19 protein-coding genes are annotated in these 19,805 nt (G+C 49.5%); 11 read left to right on the forward strand and 8 right to left on the reverse strand.

Going from position 1 to position 19,805, the window contains the following annotated elements; all coding sequences use genetic code 11:
* Nucleotides 1–24: 24 nt before the first annotated feature.
* From QEH59_RS05140 to QEH59_RS05190, 11 genes are all read left to right on the forward strand, one after another.
* A complete protein-coding gene (locus QEH59_RS05140; protein WP_308984286.1) occupies nt 25–885 on the forward strand; it encodes a DUF4114 domain-containing protein in 861 nt (286 codons plus the stop codon).
* Nucleotides 879–2,831 (forward strand): tetratricopeptide repeat protein, encoded by a 1,953-nt coding sequence (locus tag QEH59_RS05145; protein WP_308984287.1) that lies wholly within the window; start codon nt 879–881, stop codon nt 2,829–2,831. Before QEH59_RS05140 ends, QEH59_RS05145 begins: the two co-directional genes overlap by 7 nt.
* Entirely contained in the window at nt 2,824–3,630 is an 807-nt protein-coding gene (locus QEH59_RS05150; protein ID WP_308984288.1) for an archaeosortase/exosortase family protein, read from the forward strand. Before QEH59_RS05145 ends, QEH59_RS05150 begins: the two co-directional genes overlap by 8 nt.
* A complete protein-coding gene (locus QEH59_RS05155) occupies nt 3,623–4,165 on the forward strand; it encodes a hypothetical protein (RefSeq protein ID WP_308984289.1) in 543 nt (180 codons plus the stop codon). The genes QEH59_RS05150 and QEH59_RS05155 overlap by 8 nt, the downstream gene beginning before the upstream one ends.
* Nucleotides 4,134–4,721, forward strand: a complete 588-nt coding sequence (locus QEH59_RS05160; protein WP_308984290.1) for an exosortase-associated EpsI family protein — start codon at nt 4,134–4,136, stop codon at nt 4,719–4,721. The genes QEH59_RS05155 and QEH59_RS05160 overlap by 32 nt, the downstream gene beginning before the upstream one ends.
* Nucleotides 4,718–5,677, forward strand: coding sequence for a sigma-54 interaction domain-containing protein (locus QEH59_RS05165; protein ID WP_308984291.1), 960 nt, complete (start codon nt 4,718–4,720; stop codon nt 5,675–5,677). The genes QEH59_RS05160 and QEH59_RS05165 overlap by 4 nt, the downstream gene beginning before the upstream one ends.
* A complete protein-coding gene (locus QEH59_RS05170; protein WP_308984292.1) occupies nt 5,674–6,828 on the forward strand; it encodes a glycosyltransferase family 4 protein in 1,155 nt (384 codons plus the stop codon). Before QEH59_RS05165 ends, QEH59_RS05170 begins: the two co-directional genes overlap by 4 nt.
* A gap of 11 nt (nt 6,829–6,839) precedes the next feature.
* A complete protein-coding gene (locus QEH59_RS05175) occupies nt 6,840–7,229 on the forward strand; it encodes a hypothetical protein (RefSeq protein WP_308984293.1) in 390 nt (129 codons plus the stop codon).
* A 124-nt stretch (nt 7,230–7,353) separates the two neighbouring features.
* Nucleotides 7,354–8,619 carry an Lcl C-terminal domain-containing protein gene (locus QEH59_RS05180; RefSeq protein WP_308984294.1) on the forward strand — a complete coding sequence of 422 codons (1,266 nt, stop codon included), beginning with the start codon at nt 7,354–7,356 and terminating at the stop codon, nt 8,617–8,619.
* Complete coding sequence (locus QEH59_RS05185) at nt 8,616–9,989, forward strand: sulfatase (RefSeq protein ID WP_308984295.1); 1,374 nt, start codon at nt 8,616–8,618, stop codon at nt 9,987–9,989. The genes QEH59_RS05180 and QEH59_RS05185 overlap by 4 nt, the downstream gene beginning before the upstream one ends.
* A gap of 93 nt (nt 9,990–10,082) precedes the next feature.
* Nucleotides 10,083–11,273: a GAF domain-containing sensor histidine kinase gene (locus tag QEH59_RS05190; protein ID WP_308984296.1), complete on the forward strand. Its 1,191-nt coding sequence runs from the start codon at nt 10,083–10,085 to the stop codon at nt 11,271–11,273.
* A gap of 14 nt (nt 11,274–11,287) precedes the next feature.
* Here the strand turns inward: QEH59_RS05190 and udk are convergent, their stop codons facing one another.
* The 8 genes from udk to QEH59_RS05230 are packed head-to-tail and all read right to left on the reverse strand — an operon-like array spanning nt 11,288 to nt 19,805.
* Entirely contained in the window at nt 11,288–11,905 is a 618-nt protein-coding gene (udk, locus tag QEH59_RS05195; protein WP_308984297.1) for a uridine kinase, read from the reverse strand.
* Entirely contained in the window at nt 11,895–13,274 is a 1,380-nt protein-coding gene (locus QEH59_RS05200; protein ID WP_308984298.1) for an O-antigen ligase family protein, read from the reverse strand. Before QEH59_RS05200 ends, udk begins: the two co-directional genes overlap by 11 nt.
* A complete protein-coding gene (locus QEH59_RS05205; protein ID WP_308984299.1) occupies nt 13,267–14,508 on the reverse strand; it encodes a glycosyltransferase family 4 protein in 1,242 nt (413 codons plus the stop codon). Before QEH59_RS05205 ends, QEH59_RS05200 begins: the two co-directional genes overlap by 8 nt.
* Complete coding sequence (locus QEH59_RS05210; RefSeq protein ID WP_308984300.1) at nt 14,505–15,374, reverse strand: glycosyltransferase family 2 protein; 870 nt, start codon at nt 15,372–15,374, stop codon at nt 14,505–14,507. The genes QEH59_RS05205 and QEH59_RS05210 overlap by 4 nt, the downstream gene beginning before the upstream one ends.
* On the reverse strand, nt 15,371–16,630 hold the full coding sequence (locus tag QEH59_RS05215) for a glycosyltransferase family 4 protein (protein ID WP_308984301.1): 1,260 nt from the start codon (nt 16,628–16,630) through the stop codon (nt 15,371–15,373). The genes QEH59_RS05210 and QEH59_RS05215 overlap by 4 nt, the downstream gene beginning before the upstream one ends.
* Nucleotides 16,631–16,639: 9 nt before the next feature.
* Complete coding sequence (locus tag QEH59_RS05220) at nt 16,640–18,292, reverse strand: DHH family phosphoesterase (protein WP_308984302.1); 1,653 nt, start codon at nt 18,290–18,292, stop codon at nt 16,640–16,642.
* Nucleotides 18,292–19,440 (reverse strand): alkaline phosphatase family protein, encoded by a 1,149-nt coding sequence (locus QEH59_RS05225; RefSeq protein ID WP_308984303.1) that lies wholly within the window; start codon nt 19,438–19,440, stop codon nt 18,292–18,294. The genes QEH59_RS05220 and QEH59_RS05225 overlap by 1 nt, the downstream gene beginning before the upstream one ends.
* Nucleotides 19,437–19,805, reverse strand: coding sequence for a response regulator (locus QEH59_RS05230; protein ID WP_308984304.1), 369 nt, complete (start codon nt 19,803–19,805; stop codon nt 19,437–19,439). The genes QEH59_RS05225 and QEH59_RS05230 overlap by 4 nt, the downstream gene beginning before the upstream one ends.

The raw sequence follows: 19,805 nt of genomic DNA on the forward strand, positions 1-19,805 counted from the left end.
AAAACGTTATAGGGTTCATTAACCATGAAAAACATTCTTACATACATCCTCGCTACTGGCCTCTTGCAGCAACTTGCTTTCGGGCAAACTGAAGCCAGTTTTCAAGATAGTGCTACGCCTTTTGGAATAGAAACCATTGCGCCGGTGATGGAAGCTGGATCCGATGCAGCTTCCGCGACGTTTCAGTCTGAGGACCTGTCCGTGCTCTTGGATTTTGTAAACGAAAACCTGAGCGAGTATCAATCCCTGTCAGATATTTCCGCAGTATCACTCGATCCAGAATCTTTGTTACTGCAAAATGAGTCATCGGTCCGCGTCTATTTTCTTGCAGAAGGCGCAGGCTATCGCAACACACTAGGTTTTACCACGGAAGATGTGATAACTGGCGAAACTTCGGAGGCCGCATTGATTTTCCCTGATGCCTCTTCAAATGCAACGTTTATGGATGATGCCTTTGTCACTGATCCAAGCTTATTGAGCAAGGTCACTCGCACTAATAATACGCCGCTGGTGTCCGGCGATTTCGTTGACCTTGGTATTTTTGATGCCAGCACACTGGTTGATTTCTTTCTGATCGCCAATGGTGCAAATGGCGGACGCAATACCTACACTGCCGATGCGTCGACGAATCCTGATTTACTGCAGCATGTGGTCGCCTTCGCCATTCCGGATAGTCCCTATCTTTTGATTGGATTTGAGGATCTTTATAACGGAGGCGACAAGGACTACAATGACATCGTCTTTGCGGTCGACATCGGTGCATTGAATGTCGCCTACCTAGCCAATCCTGAGCCAGCCTTCTGGATGATGATGGCGATACTGGTTGTCGCTGGCTTCTGTAGCTATCGCAGACGCAGCGGCGAAATATTATCCAATCTATGCTAAAGCGAATTATACCATTTTTGGGCCTCGCGGTGGTGCTTGTCAGTGCCATCGCGTTTGGCGTTTATACCTACCTCAAATGGCAAAATAATGCCCGCCTCGAAACATGGCAGGCAAATTATGAGCAGGCAGCTGAGCTGCTAGAGGCTGGTGAAGCCTCCGCAGCTCTGGATTTACTCAACACCCACTTCAATCCACAATTAGCAGGACCTGCGCAACAAAGTTGGCCACCGCTTATGGTGCAAGCGGCGATTGAGAGTCATGCATACTCACAATTAGAGTCATTGATCGTCAAATATCCTGGCGTATTGGCGCAAAACGAGTCGGCGGCGCTCTGGTGGCTACGGGTACAAATACACCTCGATGCCTCAGAGCCCGCAGACAAATTAAAAGCACATTGGCCGGAATCCAAACGGGAGCAACCCAATCGCTGGTACTTACTGGAAGCCGATACACTGATTCGTGCGGGCGATAACGAGGCCGCACTCGATTCGCTTAATGGCTGGCAAGGGGAGGGCCATGACGAAGTGAACCGTCAGCTGCGAATTGCCTTACTTGCTGGTAATGATAGCACCGCCATCATTGCCGCACTCAATGCAGCCTACGTGGCGATGCCGCGCTCGGCAGAATTGCGCGCAATCAGTGCCGAGTTCTTGGAGCGAATGGGGGATGCCACGCAAGCGCGCCGTAATTATATGGCCGCATTTTTACTCGAACCAGCCAATCCGCTCTATACAGAACTTTTGGCCAAATTTTACCTGCGTACGATGGCCTTACCTCAGGCAATTCAAACTTGGCGTGACGGCTATGCTACAAGCGGCGACCAGCGCGCGTGGTGGAATGCCTGGTTCTGGGAACGTGTTACACGTTCTCGCGGCGAGCCGATGACACCAGCGGTCGGCGAGTGGTGGGGCGCATTGACCGTATCGTTGGCCACGACACCAATAGATGCTTTCTTGCCGGAGCAGTTTCTAGCGGAGCATCCACGCCCCCCCGCGATCTTAAATAACAATCAGGCCTACCATTGGTTGTGGGCCTTGGATTTGATCCGTATTCAAGATGAGACCGCCGCTTTGCAAGTCTTGCGTAGTATGCCGAAAGAGCGGGTGCCAGTTGCACCCGAGTTACAGGCAACATTGACGGCACTGATCGAGTGGCGGGTCGAAGGCACCTGGCCTCGTGGCATGGCCTTCAATGCAGGACCACGCGTGCATCGATGGTTACGCTTTTTAGAGAGCTATCGTCCCGAGAATCCTTCGCATGCAGTCGATGCGCTAAGTCCAATGGAGTCGTTTCTGGCATCTGATTATGCCGTCGGTTCACTCTTGTTAGCCAATGGCTGGATCGCAGCTGCCGATCGGATACTCCCTGGGCCAGTACCAGAAAGACTGTATGTAAATCAAGCCGCACTCAATTGGCTCCCCTTTGCGGATGTTAAAAGCCAAGCGGCGCTACACGGCAGTGAAACTGGGCTGAAACGCAGTCAGGCCTATCCAGAAGATCCTGCAGTGCAAGGCTTCCGCGGTGAACTGCTCTTATTAACTGGAGATACGGAGGCTGGACTCGCGCAACTGAATCGTTCAATTGCCACGGCTGGGCCAGTCGGCTACCGCGCAGCCTATCTAGCCGCTCTGGGGGCTTTGGAACAGCAGGACTGGCCTCAACTGAAAGCTATTTTTACACAGCGCAGCGACCTCGCTAAAGCTGTATCCGGTCGCGAACTACAAGCTCGCGCCGCACTGGCGCAGGGGCAAACTTCACTCGCAACTGAAATCTATACCAGCTTAGGTGCGGAGTCGGTGGAAGGCAGCGTTTATAGCTATCGCAGCGCACTCGCAGCAAACGATCTCACTAAAGCTCGTGAGGTCTTAACGACTTTGATCCGCTTGGCGCCCAACGAACCCAAATTTTACCAGTGGCTCGACGAATTAAATGCCCAGCATGAATGAGCTACACAGCAAGAACGTGTCCTGCTGCTTATTAGGACTGATGCTACCAGCGATCTGGCTGCTGGATTTGACTTGGTGGCACATGTCGCCAGATGTCTGTATTATCATCGGTCTAGTGCCAATGGCCTGGGTGCTCGCAATTAAGAATCCGCCGAAAAATGATCTGCGCCCCGTCCAGGGAACTTGGATGGCCCTGGCTGCATTTAGTTTGGCCGTGGGCGCCTTGCTCAACGAAATGTTCTTAATGGGCTTCGGCTGGGCTGGATTGGCGGTGCTGTTTTGCTTTCCTGCGAGCCGCATTTCCAAGTGGCGACTCTGGGTGCTTTGTGCCGGAGCGTTTCCATGGGTCTTATTGGACCTGAACACCCTAAGTTGGTGGTTTCGCTTGAGTGGGGCGGCATTGACCGGTGCTTTCTACGGCCTGCTGGGTAAGAACGTTGCAGTCAGTGGCACCTTACTCGAAATCGATGGCCTACCGATTTCGGTGGAAGCGGCCTGTGGAGGCCTACAACTCTTACAAGTTCTCTTAAGTGGAGGCGTTGCTTTCACGCTTCTACGCTATCCGCAGCGCACATTGTTTTGGGTGATGTTAGCACTACTACCTGCACTGGCGTGGCTGGCCAATACCGTGCGCATTATGCTCATTTCGGGCTGGGGCTTAGCCTTTGGTGCAGAGCGAGCTGCGGGAGCTTTTCACACTTGGGGCGCCTTACTGGTGTTTGCCTTATTACTGGGCTTTTACCATTTCATCACGCTTGGCTTAGAATATATTTTTGGCGAGGAGCGTGCGAATGCTTAAACACAATATAGAGCAAATGGATGGCAGATATCAGCGCCAAAATTCACCCATCTCACTTGTGACTGTGTTGTGGGCAGCAATCACTCTATGTGCGATTTACTCGTCGCGCCCAATTATATCGGGCTGGCTACATGATCCGAGTCTGCGCTGGGCGGGCATCGCGTTTATTGTATGGCTCGTCGCCACTCTGCTGCAGTGGCGACGATTGCCACAGACATGGTCTACCGCGCGTGTGCTATGGGTGCTATTAGCCAGTGCATTATTATGCTTAGGTATCATGGGTGAGCTGCAAGCATTCATTTATCTTGCGAGTGCATTATTATTGGCGCTGCCGGTCGCAGGTCTCTGGCGTAAGCGGATTTGTTTTACGCTGACATCCTGTGTCTGGATGCCCGGTTGGGCCTGGGTCTTCACGCCCATACTCGGTATTTGGCTCACATACGTCACCTTACTGGTGCCCATCGCTTTATTGGTTTATAGTTTGAAAGTAACCTGCCTCTCTTATGCATCCAAAACAAGTCACCCTTCTCTTTAGTTCACTGCTGATATTGATTTTGATAGCCACGTATGTGCGTACGCTGGATCTGCCTGATGCGTCGGCACGTATTGCCAATTTTCCGCAATCAGGACCTGGGTTCAGTGCTCGCCGTGTGGCTTTGACTGAGTTTGAGAAAGATATGCTCGGCGAGGCCAAAGGCTATAAATGGATTTATACTTGGAAGGGCTTGCGCTATGCGATCACCATTCTGGATGGCACGCATAACCGACAGGCAGTGCATGATCCACGTTATTGTTTTCGCGGAGCGGGGTGGACCATTGAAATGGACGAAACCATCACACTCGCGGGGGGAAGTGCGCGGCATTTACAGTTAAGTAATGAAAACGGTCGCAGTGAGGCCGTGTTTTTTTACTCAACAGGAGAGCGTGTCTTCGATGCACCGCTGGAATATTGGATGCGTGCAACCGTGCGTCGCTGGCTACGTTCAAAGGGTGGGGCAGAGCCTGTGCTGGTGATGCTGCAGGCACTGGATGCTGGAATTGGCGTACAGCATGCAATCCACGAATTTCTCCCAATGTTACCCATGCCATGAGCTCTGATAACACATCAACGATACTTCGACTCGAGCAGGAGTTACCAGGCCCACGCTTTGCACAACTGCGCAAGCAATTGCTTCGCATCGCGGGTAGTGAGCACTCACTACTAATCACCGGACCATCAGGAACGGGCAAAAGCCGCTTAGCCAAATGCATCCATGAGTGCAGTGGACGCCATGTAGAAGAGTTCATCGAAATTAGTTGCGCCAGCATTCCAGCACAACTGCTGGAATCCGAGTTATTTGGCTATCGCAAGGGTGCATTCTCGGGGGCATTTAAAGATAAAAAAGGACTCTTCGAATTGGCAGATGGAGGCACTTTATTTTTAGATGAAATAGGAGAAATGCCCCTGGAGCTACAACCAAAGCTCTTACTCTTTCTACAGAATCAACGTTTCTTTCCGGTTGGTAGTACCGAAGCAGTTGAAGTGGATGTGCGATTGATGGCTGCGACCAATCAAGAGCTAAAAGCCGCCATGCGTGCCAATAAATTCCGACAAGACTTATATTTTCGTCTGAATGTTTTCGAAGTCGAACTGCCACCTTTAAAAGAGCGACGGGATATGATCCCCGTGCTAGCAGTGAAATTTCTGGCCTCTGCCATGGAGCAGGCGACACTACCACGTTTTTCGGATGCGGCGCTCGATCAATTATTAACTTACGACTGGCCCGGTAATATTCGTGAATTACACAATGTCATGTTACGTGTGGCCACGCTGGTCGAGCCTGAGGAGCTGGTTTTGCCCGAACATCTACCTGTTTTTGACGTGGAACAAGACGACGCTCCCTGTGAGTTTGAGTGGAGTGGGCAGACACTCGCGGAAATTGAACGATGCGCTGTCCGCGCCGCCCTAATTGCCAACGAAGGAAAGCGTGCCGCAACTGCAGAACAATTGGGGGTCAGCGAAAAAACTATTTATAATTTAATAAAACGTTATAAGATCGAACTATGAGTTTACCGCGCTTGCTTGTGATTGACGACAATCCGGATTTTGGCGGCCACCAAGTGATGGCCGCTTATGCATTGGAAGGAATGGTTGCTGCAGGGCGCTGGGAATTACTCACACTATTGCACCCAGAGAATACAAAAAATCATGAACGCTTAGGAGCGCTCCGTGAGCTATATCCAGAGGCTCCCTTCACAATCGATGCGGCAGCTACCCGAACTGGGAAATTTCAAGCATTGCGGCGCTATGCCGAAGGGAACCGCTTGCGCAATCTCGCCGAACAAATTACAGCGTTTAATCCCGACCTAATTTTAGTGATTCAAGGTAATATTGAGCAAGGCTGCTCTATATTTCACTTACAAGGTCAATTGCCCTGTCCACTGATTAGTTATATTCCGGTGCCACATCGCCATGCAGAGATGGGAGCCAAACTGGGTTCGGTACGTGACTGGACCTGTCGCGGCCTGTATGCGGTGCCGGATGGCTTTATCACGATCTCTCAAACGCTAGGGGATATGTTGCTTGCCTATGGTGCCCGCGGACGCATTCAGATTGTAGAGAATGGAATTCCTCTGAAAGCATTGCAAAATTTACCCAGTCAATCCGATGCGCGTGCGCAGTTTTCACTACCACAGGATGGGTATATCTGGGGACAGATTGGTCGAATTGAATTCAAACAAAAAGGGCAGGATTGTGCGCTGCAACTATTCCTGCAGCGGGAAACGCGCTACCCAGATGAACATTTAGTGTTTTTGGGGAGTGGTCCGGATGATCATACGCTACAGGCACTGACCGCGGCACATCCACGGGTACATTGTCTTCCCTGGACGAACGAACCTGCTGTACTCTACGCGGCGATCAATGCTCTGATACTGCCCTCACGCTATGAGGGGGTGCCACTGGCGATGCTTGAAGCCTTAGCGAGTGGGCTGCCAGTCGCGGCGACTGACCGTGATGGTATGCGCGATTGGTTGCCAGCAAGCTGGCGCTTTCCTTATCGAAATTTAACAGCGGGTCAGCAGGCAATGGATGCCATACGCGGTGCTGCCCCAGAACAAATTCAGTCCCTACAGGCGCGCGTGTTGGGCAATCACAGTGTGGCTAACTTTCAACAACAATTTAATCAAGCCATCGATGCTTGGCTTTCTGTGTCGTGAACTCGGTGAGCATGCAGCGACAACCTTCTCAATGGTGCGAACGTATTGCCATCGTAGGTGCTTGTTGTTTTGTTCTGATACTCATACGGCTGACACTTTGGAAGGAAAATGAGTTTTTCTGGCTGAATATTGGTGGCTATCCCAGGTGGCTGAGAGAGACCGTGCTATTTGTCTACTATCCCTACTTGTTCTTTACGGCCACGACGCTATGTATCATTACACACTCAGTCATAGGACGTATTTTCCGGCAATTCACTTATCATCGGGTTTGGATCTTATTAGTCGTCGCATGGATTCTCTTTGTTAGTAGCTGCGGTCTGTTGTTAACCAATAATATAAAGAATATTTGGATGAATCACCCACTGCATTACCATCGTCCAGTCGATCCCCCGATCAAATGATGGCGATGTAAAATCCATTCTATACGAAACTTTAATGGGAGTTCCGACGTTTAAGTAGTAAGAATTTACTTAAACAATAAATAACATGCACCCATCCATCTTCATAGGACTTTGTAGCTTATTAATGATTACTAACGCATTTTGTGCGCTGACTTATCCTATCGTCGATACGGCCCAAAATCAAGCCTATGACACCGCATCTGAAATAGAATTACCACAGTTAGGCGCAGCGTTCTACGGTCAAGATGCACAGTATCAGAATCAAGAGCCCAGTTACCAAGACAACGGAGATGGTACGGTCAGCGATCGCGTTACTGGGCTGATGTGGACGCAAGATCCTGGTGAGAAAATGAGTTATAAGGACGCCCTACGTAATGCAGAAACTTGCAGAGTTGGAGGTTATGACGACTGGCGTTTGCCTACCATCAAGGAACTATATTCACTCATTCAGCTCAATGGCATCGACCCGGACCCCAGGAGTCAATCCGAACTCGGCTTGCGGCCTTTTATCGATGAGAGTGTTTTCAAGTTTAACTATGGGAAGGCAGAAAATGATGAGCGCATTATTGATTCACAATTTGCATCGTCCACAAAGTATGTCAGCACGACCATGCGCGGGGCAGAAACGCTATTCGGTGTCAACTTTGCAGATGGACGCATCAAAGGCTATGGCCTGCAGGACCCACGTGGTCGTGGAGATAAAACCTTTTTTGTACTCTATGTACGTGGAAATCACGATTATGGTATAAATCGATTTATTGATAATGGTGATGGCACCATTACCGATGAAGCCACAGGATTGACGTGGATGCAGTCGGATAGTAAAGTCGGCATGAATTGGCCCAGTGCACTTGAGTATGCTGAAAATTTGGAATTTGCGGGGCACTCCGACTGGCGCTTGCCGAACGCCAAGGAACTGCAAAGTATTATTGATTATACTCGTTCGCCAGATACCACGCATTCGGCAGCGATCGATCCCATCTTTGAAGCCACCCCAATTATCAACGAAGGCGGTGAGACTGATTTCGCTCATTATTGGACTAGCAGCACCCATGCTGGAGCCCGCAGTTCTGCGACGGCTGTTTATTTTGCCTTCGGGCGTGCACTCGGTTTTATGAGGGACCGGCGCAGTGGTGGAATAAAACTACTGGATGTCCATGGCGCGGGCTCTCAACGCAGCGATCCAAAAGTCGGCAAGGCAAGCGATTATCCCCAAGGTCGTGGGCCTCAGGGCGATGTGATTCGTATCGAAAATTTGGTGCGTTGCGTACGTGGTGGTGAAGTCCAAATATTTACTCAGGATTCACCGTTAGACACGGCACAGACTGGCGCTAGCTCGAAGCGAGCACCCAGCGAGCATCCAAGCATCGTTAAGTTGTCATTCGAATGAGAATATTTTGCTTACTTTTCGCTCTGCTAAATACTGCATGGGCACAACCGAATATTATTTTCATTCTGACCGATGATATGTCTTGGACAGGGACCTCAGTGCAACTAGATCCCACGGTTGCGGATTCTAAAAGTGATTTTTATTTAACTCCCAACATCGAAAGACTTGCGGCACAAGGCATGGTATTTTCAGCCGCGTATGCCCCCGGCCCGATGTGCACTCCAAGCCGTGCTGCACTATTAACAGGTAAGACACCCGCGGAATTGCGCATGACAACACCTGGTGGTGGTCGTGCGATGGACTATCATAAGCTGCTCTCTGCAAATTTTATACGTGATCTGCCCAGTTCTGAAACTACCGTTGCAGAGGCATTGCAAGAAGTGGGTTATGCGACCGCTCATTTTGGAAAATGGCATCTAGGGTCCAGCGCCCCAGGTGGGCATGGGTTTGACGTGCATGATGGCAATACCAACAACGAGGGGGCTGGCACACAGAGTGAAAGCAATCCTAAGGATATTTTTGGCATCACACAGCGTGCCATCGCATTCATCGAAGAGCAGGTGCAGGAGCAGAAACCATTCTATGTTCAGCTATCGCATTACGCCGTTCATACTCCGATTGAAGCACTAGAAGGGTCTAAGACTCAATTTGCACAAATGCCGTCAGGATCCAGACATGACGGGGTGGATTACGCCGCGATGACATGGGACTTGGATATGAGTGTAGGCCGACTACTCAAAAGAATTGCTCAGCTGGATTTGATTGATAATACCTATATTGTGCTGATGTCTGATAACGGTGCACCCAGTAATCCACGCCAGTCTTTCAATCGGCCACTTTCAGGTGGAAAAGGTAGCCTCTATGAAGGTGGCATCCGAGTGCCGTTAATCGTACGTGGACCGGATGTAATTAAAGGAACTTTTTGCACTGAACCCGTCAGCGGTTGCGACCTGTTCCCTACCTTTTGTGAGTGGGCTCAAGTAAGCCTGGATGATCGGGCGGGGAGTAGCCTCGTGCCACTACTCAAACTAGATAGGCTGGCATTTAAACGCACCCAGGCAGCCTTACTATTTCATTACCCTCATTACGGGCAAGGACCGCAGCAAAGGCCACAATCTGCGCTGATTGTGGGACAATATAAGTTAATTAAAAATTGGGAAGACGGTAGCCTTGAGTTATTTAACTTAAAAACAGATTTGGAAGAGACGGATAATCTAGTAATGCAATTGCCAGAAATCGCAGCAGATTTAAACGCTCAATTGAATGAACGACTTGCACAAGTCATGGCGGCGCTTCCAAAGACCAATCCAGATTATGATCCGAAGTCCGGTTGGCCCCGGCGCAGAGGCCGTGAGTTAATGGCTCGATGACGCAGCAGGGCCCTTCAATGTTCAGAATATTTGCAATATTCACTTCGATTGCATGTATCTTGACTCTTAAAATAGCCTGTGCTAATCTGGCGCATGCAGCCTACTAATGAATTTGAACGCTTAATTGAACTCACTGAGCTCGATCTCGACTATAGTAATCTCCAGATTCAATTAGAGGATTTAACTAAGCTAGCCGCACGTATCGCAGGAACAGAAATGTCGCTGGTGAATTTGATTGATAGTTATACTCAGTGGTCGGTCGCCAACTGCGGAATTGATATTCAACAGATGCCGAGGGAAGAGTCCATCTGCCAATATGTAATCATGGATGGCAAGCCGCTCGAAGTAAAAGACCTCAAAGAGGATGCGCGCTTCAGTCAACGACCTTATGTCGTTGATGGCCCTAAAATGCATTACTATTATGGAGTCCCGCTCACTACGGGCAGTGGCGTACATCTAGGCGCGCTGTGTGTAATGGATAAGGAATCGAAAGATATATCCCCTGAGAATCAAGAGTTATTAGTTATGGTCGCGAATCAGGTCATTCGCCGTTTGGAAGCGCTAAAAACGATCAAATCATTAGAGGATAGAATCGATGAATTACACAGTTCAAAGTTAAAGGTCAGTCATGACATTCGTAACCCTATCAGCGGTATCATTGGATTGGCAGAAATGATGAAGGACGAGGTTAAGAATGCGCGGGTTAGCGAAGTCATTGAGTTGCTGGACGTCATTCAGAAAGGTGGACAATCATTACTTGAATTAGCCGATTCCATTTTGCATCAGGAAGATCGCCGTGCCGAGCCCGGGGAGAACGAATTTAGTTGCGATACGTTTACACAAAAGCTGCAGGAACTGTATCTACCGCAGGCAAAGGTAAAGCAAGTGCGCCTGGAATTTGAAGTTGGCCAAGAGAATTCGTCGATATTCTTCTCGAAGAATCGCTTATTACAAATTACTGGGAATTTGATTTCTAATTCGATCAAGTTCACGCCGGTTGACGGTCTGGTTCGCATTTCTGTGTCTGTCGACGTCAGCGATGAGGCGAGTGCTTCCAATACTTTGCTGATTCGGGTTTTGGATACGGGCACTGGAATGTCGGCTGCCAAAATAGAGGCAATTCTGTCAGGCCAGGTTGATTCAGAAACCGGAACCTCGGGAGAGCATGGGTATGGCTTTGGTTTATCACTGGTAATGCACTTAATCAAAAAAGCTGAAGGCTCGCTGAAAATTAAGTCCGAGCTTGGTCATGGTTCTGAGGTGGAAGTGCGTCTGCCTATTTAAGCCTGGATATCAATTCATACGTTTGAGGTATCCCAATGACTGGCGGCGATTGTTTGCAATTGTGTTGAAATGGGCTGACAGCCATCGAGTACTATTTGCGCATTGTTTGCGCTGGGACGTATGTGTCGTTGATTGGCTGGACGGACAGTGCGATTAAATTGTCGTGTGATACACTTCACACTGCGCCCACGTTCGCGAATGTCACGTTCCAGTCGGCGTTGCAGTGCAGTCGTATCGTCGATATCCACAAAGATTCTGAGGTTGGCGATGGCATTGAGTCGGGGATAACAGAGTGCGAAGATACCTTCGGCAATAATGTAAGGAGTAGGCTGAATGAGCTCAGTCGTATCGACGCGCAGGTGGGTACTAAAATCATATTGTGGCATTTCAATGCCAGCCCCACTCACCAGTCGTTGCATATCTGTGATCATACGTTCGGATTCCCAGGCTGAGGGTTCATCAAAATTACGTAGGGCACGAGCTTCGGGACTCAAATGCCGGAGATCATGGTAGTAATGATCGAGTGAGAGTAGGCTTGCTCGCTGAGCTCCCAGTGATTTATAGAGAGCCTGCGCTAAGGTAGATTTGCCTGAACTGGAGGGGCCGGCAACTAGAATAAGTTTAGCTTTCATTCTCTTGCGTAGACTGAAGTTTATCAGAAGCGTCTACTGGAGGTAAACGTAGCAGTGCACCAAGCAAGCCGATATAGGTCATCCACAGCGCTAAGTTCTTAGTTTGCGTCAGAACACGCTCCAACCCGCTATGCACATATGTAATGCCAAATCCAATTAGAATACCTGCCGCTATGGCAGCCTCGAGACTGCCTCGACGAAAGATAATTAGTGGTAAGGTACGGCCAGTAACGATGCAGATAAATAGCATAAAAGTCAGATAGCCGGGCCAGCCGGTTTCTGCTTTTAATAACCAGTAGTGGCTTTCGACGACTCCCTTGGCATAATCGTAATCTACTCTTTGTCCACGGTCGCGGTTCCAATCATCGATAACATCACCATATGGATAGGGATGATTGATTGCTTTACCAAAGTTATTCCAGCCCACACCAAGTGGTTTGTGATCCAGCATTGCTTGTGAAGCGAGGTTCATTACTTCACGTGTCTCACCACTGGCTTCGTTGCCTTCGTCGTTAAAACGGGCAATAATGGTTTCAGCGGTCATCGCTAAGACGAATGTCCCTCCCATGGCCATTACGCCGACAATCAGCAAGCGACGTATGGATATACGGTCCCAGAAGCCCAGGGCGATTACCGCGAGTGTGCCCATCGCAAAGAAGGCTAACGCGGCACGGGATAAGGATGCCAAAACGATAATACCTGAGCAGGCAAATGCGCTAAAATAAACCAAACCGCGCCATTTGGAAACCGCTGGAGACATCGCGACTGCCAACAAGGGGAGGGCCGCCATATAGGTAAACATCGCCAGTGGATTCTGATGCTCAAAAAGCCCACGCACCTGATAGAAGCCATCGATCCATTTCATCTTAGCCACGATAATGAATTGATAGATCAGCATGATTGCGATGCCTATTAGCACTACATGTACTTCGCGGCGTGAACGCACATAGTTGGCCAGCGCATATACGATCAGCCAAACTTTAACATGCTTAAGAATACTCATCAGAACATAGTTCACTTCCAACGCGCTAAAAATGGACAGACTGCTGGCTGCTACGTATAGGAACCACAGTAGGGTGCCCATTGGCAACCAAATGAAATGGCGTTTGGAATTGAAGAGGGTCGAAAAAATGAGACTAATCGACAGCATCTCCATCATAGTGAATTCGTAGCCTTTGGTCACCCCCCGATACCATTCAATGGAATTGAGCATCAGAACTGTGGTATTAATGTGCAGGCCCAGCAGGAACATGAGCAGCCCCATGGCAAAATCCTCCATACGCCGATCCTTCGAAAGTATCAGCCCTCCGATTGGGGCGATGACAAAGTAGCCGCCAAAAAGAATGATGGCCTTAATAATATCAACCATGCCTTGCCCCAGCGGCACGCAGCAAAATGCCTTCGATAGTATCGGTCATGACTTCAACCGTGAAACGTTCTTCAACCAGTTGACGTGCGATGCGACTCATTTTTTGCCCGTGATCGGGCAGCTGAAGTAATCGCATGATCGCACCTGCGAGCGAACTGGGCGATGCTGCCGAAAACTTGATTGCATTGTCGCCATCATGTAGCAGTTCTGCATCACCTCCGTCGGGGCACATAATCACAGGTACCCCGGCGGACATCGCCTCGAGTGGAGTTAAAGCAAAGGGTTCACCCCAGTTACTGGAAAAGATATAGCCATCGTATTGGGCATAGAGATGACGCATCTCGTCATGAGTCGCCGATTTTAATTGTACGTACGCATCCGCCTGTGACTTGGAAATTTCAGCCTTTAACTGGTCCACATATTCAGCTTCTCCGCGACCATAGATATCAAGTGTAATCGGGGTATCGCAACTTTGTCTGGCTCTTAGAAAGCCTTTAAGAGCAGTCATCGGGTCTTTGTCTTCAGCTAAACGCCCCACCCATAGAAATTTACGCGGTGTATTGTATTCTAGTTTGCGGGTAAAACGCTCCGTTTCGACGCCACAGTAAGCAATCTTAGCGTGTGCTACGGGGTAGCCTTGTTTTACCGTGGTGTCGCGCATGTACTGACTACAAAAATAGATATGCTTAAATTTTAATTGCCGCACCGAATTTGTTGGGACCTTGGCGTTAATGGATCGTCGCATACCTGTGATGCTAGCAAGGCCACGAAGCGTGGTGCGCATGATCGAACCAGGATCATTCCACCATGAGAGCCAAACATCCGCTTTCAAGCTACGCGCGATCCAGTGATCGGAAATATCGTAAACCAGTGGGCGCGGACTTTGTTCGAGTGTATGTAATAAAGATTTACTGATACCTCCCATATTCCATACATGCACCAAATCCGGCTTCAATTCGTCGATTAAAGATTGCATGGTAATCTGATTGGCCTGTTCCAATTTATAAAGCTGGTGTATGGGCAACCAAGGATGCCCGTAAAAGCCATGTACCTGTAAGCGACGGTAGATGCCTGGCTCATCGCCAGTGGCTCGCCCGTCAACAACATGATCAGATGTGAGCACATTGATAGTATGCCCACGCTTGCGCAGCGCGTGGACGGTTTGCATGCAGCGTTCTTCATAGCCGCCAATGCCATGTGGGGGATAGAGGTTGGAGATAACTAGAATATTCATTTACGGCAGCCTTGGTTATAGCCGTGCATACGGCCAAGTCTTTGTTGATAACGCACACGGAACGCATGGGGTAATTCACTCAAAGTACCGTGTGCCCGAAAATATTTAAAATCTTTCAAGGTATCTTTGATTGCGGGCAGTAAGACATCGCGATGCCAACGCCGATTTACATCCGGTATATTACCCGCTTGTGCCACAGCAATTGCATCTCCCTTTGCGCGCTTATAGGATTGCTCTGGTGTGTAGTTATGCGAGTGAATCGCGATAGATTCACTCGCCAAGACCGTTGCGTAACCTGCCGCTTTCATCCGACGAGTCCATTCATCGTCTTCAGCATACTGAAGGTCTTCTCGAATCGGGTACTGCTCCCAGACCGACTTCTGTGCCACGCAACTGACCATACTGAAAAAGTGATCCCACTGATCTGACTCACGAGCTGGACCGAAGCAGCGATCATAGTCGTGGGCGAACACTGCCTCACAATCTTTCCGCGGGATTTGCCGACTAAATGCCGCACCCAACTTGGGTGTATCCACTGCGGCCTGTAGTAACTCCTTTAGCCATTGATCGTTGGCTGGTGTGGCGTCCGAATTGAGAAAGACCACCCATTCGTGACTGGCGAGTCGAAAGCCTTGATTCAGCACTTTACCAGGAACATATGTGCCTGGTTCAGCAATAATGAATTCCTGTGGTTGGTACTGTCGAATAATCTCATGCGAACCATCAGTCGAGCCACTGTCCAAAACAATCAGTTCGATGCTACCAGCGTAGTCCTGTGCAAAAATCGCTTTTAATGTGTCCGCGATGGCCCATGCTTCATTGTATGAACGCATGACGAGCGAGATGCTATCTGGGATCTGATTCATATGTATTTAGCTTCGACTTGTTGATAGATAGCTTCCAGTTGTTGCGCGATTTGAGGCCAAGTGTAATGATGCTGCACTTCCAGGTGCGCTGCATCGACTAAATTTCTGCACAGTTCCGGCTCTTCGGCAATACGAGACATGGCTTGGATCAAATCGGAAACTTGCCCACTTTCTATCTTTAATCCGGTTCTCTCATGACTCACTAGACGTGCCAAGCCCCCCACATTGGCTGCAATCACAGGCTTTCCGGAGGCCCAGGCCTCCAGGACTACGATGCCGAATGGTTCATGGCGGGAAGGCAAAACAAAGCAATCCAGGGCAGCAAAGCGCCCGCGGTGTTCCTCAGTATCGGGAGTGACCGGCGGTAGAATCCGAATGCGATCTCCGACACCCGATGCTTGGCAGGCCGCTTGTAGTTTTGCCGCATAATCCGCATTAGTCATGGGCCCGCAAATTAAAAGACCCGCTTTGGGATTCATTTGTGCCACTTGACTAAATGCCTCGATCAGAAGCAATTGATTCTTCTGTGGATCCAGACGGGAAATACAGCCGTATAGAAAAGTATCGGAGGCAAACCCAAGCTCCGTGCGCGCCTTGATGCGCTCTGATTCAGCAGCCACGAAGCGCTCCGGATGGACTCCATTGGGCAAAAAATGCACACGATCGCTGCCGAGGACTTCCTTAGCTTTTTCGTATTCAGAGTAACCAACGCAAAGTATCGCATCCACTTCCTCCAACATTCTGCGGCTGCCAAAGTAAGCTCCGAAAAGGCGCCCCCATTCGAAATGCCCTTGTTGCGAAGCCACCACGTCCTCGGCCTCTGCTTTGGGCACATCAAACATATTACCATGTAGTGTGACCACGCAGGGGCGTCTGGCCAACTTGGCGGCTTTGAGCACTGAGGCACCAGTACGCTTCGTTACATGCGCATGGAAAATACGCACATCCTGAGCCTGACGCATGGCTCGATAGAGTGACCACGAAAGCAAATTCCCTCCTTTTTTATCGAGCTGATGCTTCTCCTCATCGCTTAAGCCCAGGAAGGGATAGCAATATTTATAGCGAGAAATCGGGAAGCCTCTGAAACTCTCGTGCTCGACTGTGGATAAGGCCAGTGAAGTATGGATCTCTGGACGCATCCCCATCGCTAATTGTGCGGCGCAAAGATTCGTGATGACGGCTTCTGTGCCCCCCCATTCGTCCTGACTAAAGCGGCGGGGAACATGCAAGATGCGATTGGCAGACTGTAAAGGCATAACGAGGTGCTATTGCGCTTGTCGTATATTGGTTAAAAGAAGAGGAATAAGTTGCTTCTTACGCGAGACAAAATGGTCGAGGACCCACGCTCGCTGACTTTGGCGAATGTCCTCGGGCAGATGGACATCGAACCAGTGTGCTTCTTCACTGACAATGATGATACGACTTCGGCTGTGTAGCACATCGGTGACCATCAATGCACCAAAGTCGACACCGGCCTGTTTGACTTGTTGCCTAAAGGCATAGTTCAGTTCCCGAGCCCGTAAATCCGTTAAAATCGACAAATCCACTGTTTCAATTTGAGCTGCCATAAACTGAACGCCTTCAAAACTAAAGGGTTTACAGTCACGACTCACTAACGCTTCTGCCCGGGCATCTGCCAGTTCATCATTCTGACGTAAAACTTCGACACCAAAGGCATGCAGGTCCACATCAGCGATTGCAGCCAGATTCTGAGCACGCAGCTTATCGGACTCTGTACAGGTGGGGGAGGTCAGTAGCAGTGTATCCGAGAGTAGGGCGCCCAGTAGCAGAAGTGCTATCTCTTTGGGCAATGTTAACTCAGCTTCCTTAATTCGTTCATATAGAATTGAAGCCGTGGATCCGAGCGGGCGTACATCGATGCTCAGCGGTTGGATCGTCTCCACATCGCCCAGGCGATGATGGTCGATGATTTCTACGATTTCAGCCTGCGCAAATCCGTGGATCGCCTGTCCTCGTTCACTGTGGTCGACTAAGCTGAGTCTAGGGCGTTTGAGTTGTAAGATATCCATCGCCGAGATACTTCCATTAACACAATTATCAGAGTCGACGACCAACAAACCGTGAGGAGATTTTTTGATCAAACGTGCGATCTCATCTTCGCGCACCTGACAATCGACCACTGTGAAGTCTTTAACCATCGCCTCTGATGACGGAAAGCAGCCAGCGAGTCGCGACATCATACTGATTACAGTGCCACGATAGAGATAAACCGGGCAGGGTAAGGATGCCGCAATTTCTTGTGCTCGCGTATCCGTAACCTCTGTCAGAATAACAGCCGCAGGCACATTCGCCGAAATCGAGTCTAACAATAAATCACGGTCACCGATAACGATGGCCGTATGTTGGTCCCAGTTTCCGGTAATACTATGCTTGTGCAAAGGGACTTCCAAACGCTGCACTTCAGGTGTCTTAAAGCCGTTTCTGGCGTTCAAGCAAGTGAGCGGAAGGCCTTGAATGATATGCTTAAAGTCTAATAAAGTACCAATCAAATCCTCAATGTTGCATTGCAGTAAGTAATTCGTGCGTTGTGTACGATCACTCACGATACCGATGGGGTGCTGGGCCTCATCTACGACCACAGCAAAATCACATGAGCCGCTGCGCTGTATCATCTCCAAGGCTTCACGCAAGGGGGTGTCCGGATCGACGACCGGGACTGGCTGCGCAATTTCCGATGCGGTATAAAGGCAACTATCTCTCAGCACGGGAGCTGTGCGTTTTGCTTGCTCAAAGAGCCAGCGAGTTTGACGATTCAGAGGGCCCAGACGAATGGGGATAATCGCTTCTGATGCAGCAGAGGTGGCGCGATAGAACCAGGCCAATACAGCAGCTGCGACAACTGAATCAGTATCCGGCTTTCGATGGCCGACAATATAATGAGGGGGCGTCTTGGGCATTAGTCTTTAGAAGCGGCTTCCATCACCGCAAAAATATCCTCTAGCCGATTCACGGGTTGATCGGTTTCGAAATTTGTCAACCAGGAGGCTGCGCTATCTTTATCTTCTGGCGAGTATCCATGCATTCCGGGAACATGGCTCATATTCAGAAATGAGGGTACAAAGAGCACACCAGGATTGAGTAGATAAAACAATTCGCCATAACGTTGATCGGGGAAATCACAACGCCAGTTCTGTAGCTGTTCTTCCGTCACTATGGAACCTTCAGTCGCTTCATTCAGCAATTGGGTAATTTGCTCGCGAGCCTTTCCGGAGTTGAACCAGAAGCGCGCCATGGTTGAATCCCAAACCGCAGTATAATCGATTCCATAACTTAGCGGTAGAGCCTCGCAGCGGCGGCGCAGGTCGGAATTTTGAGTGACTTCTGTCATTCCATGATCACTAAAAATGGCGATTCTGACTTCATCATAATGCTGTGAAGCCATCGCTTCTAGCGCTTCCACCTTACGTTCAAATTCAAGAAATGCCGTTTTAGCTTCATTCGACCATGGGCCATAGCGGTGCATCGTGGCATCCAGCCCGGCCGTGAATAAATACGCCAGCTCCAGCTTTCCGTCCTGAATTAAGTGTTCAATCTCTGCATAATTCGCGGCATCCCCACAGCGCCAATCTGATCGATTCCAATTTTTGCCAGAAGCCTTCCATGTCTCAAAAATCGAAGGCTGCCCACCGATAATACCACCCGGTTCATAGATGTCTTTTTTTTCAGTATAATCGAGCCATGGCAAAAAACGAAAGGGGACACTGTAGAGCTGAAAGTAGCCAGTATACCCCTGCGATTTGGCAAAGTATCGGCTTAGCCGATTTCTAATTTTATGATAACCACCAATCCGTTCAGGAATCCATCTAAACCAACGCATCTGCTTGAAAGGTGAGCGTTCGGGATCGCATTTGACAAAGAAGGAAAAGTGACCGTGCTCACGTGGCGAGGTGCCCGTTAGAATCGTCGGGTCGCAGGTTGCCGAGTATCCAAACAAGGTTTCACATTTTTTTTGATAGGGCGTCACCTTTTTCAGAATGCCATAGTGCTGCACCAGTTCCCAGCCCAGTGCATCCGCAAAAATGAAGAGGTGAAGCGTCTTTTTCATCCAATGTTCAGCAACTGCTTGATTAGATTTTGAAGTATTCTAGGACTGAATGGCTTGGAGAGCACCGCATTGGCTCCCAGCGATTCGATGGCCTTCAAATCATCATCCTGCACCGATCCAGTGACAAACACGATAGGGATACTCTCAAGCCCCGGCGTTTCGCGGATACGCTGATAAAGCTCTGCACCATCGAGGTCCGGAAGATTATAATCCAAGACAGCGAGGTCTGGTTTTACTTTCTCCAATTGCTCCAGCGCTGATTTACCGTCGCGAAAGAAAAAGCCCTCGCAACCGGCACGCTTTACCTGAACCTGAAAGAGACGGAACATCACAATGTCGTCATCGACTACTAGAACTTTTTTCAT

It is taken from the genome of Thalassobacterium sedimentorum (assembly GCF_031127905.1).
Classification (GTDB): Bacteria; Verrucomicrobiota; Verrucomicrobiia; order Opitutales; family Coraliomargaritaceae; genus Thalassobacterium; species Thalassobacterium sedimentorum.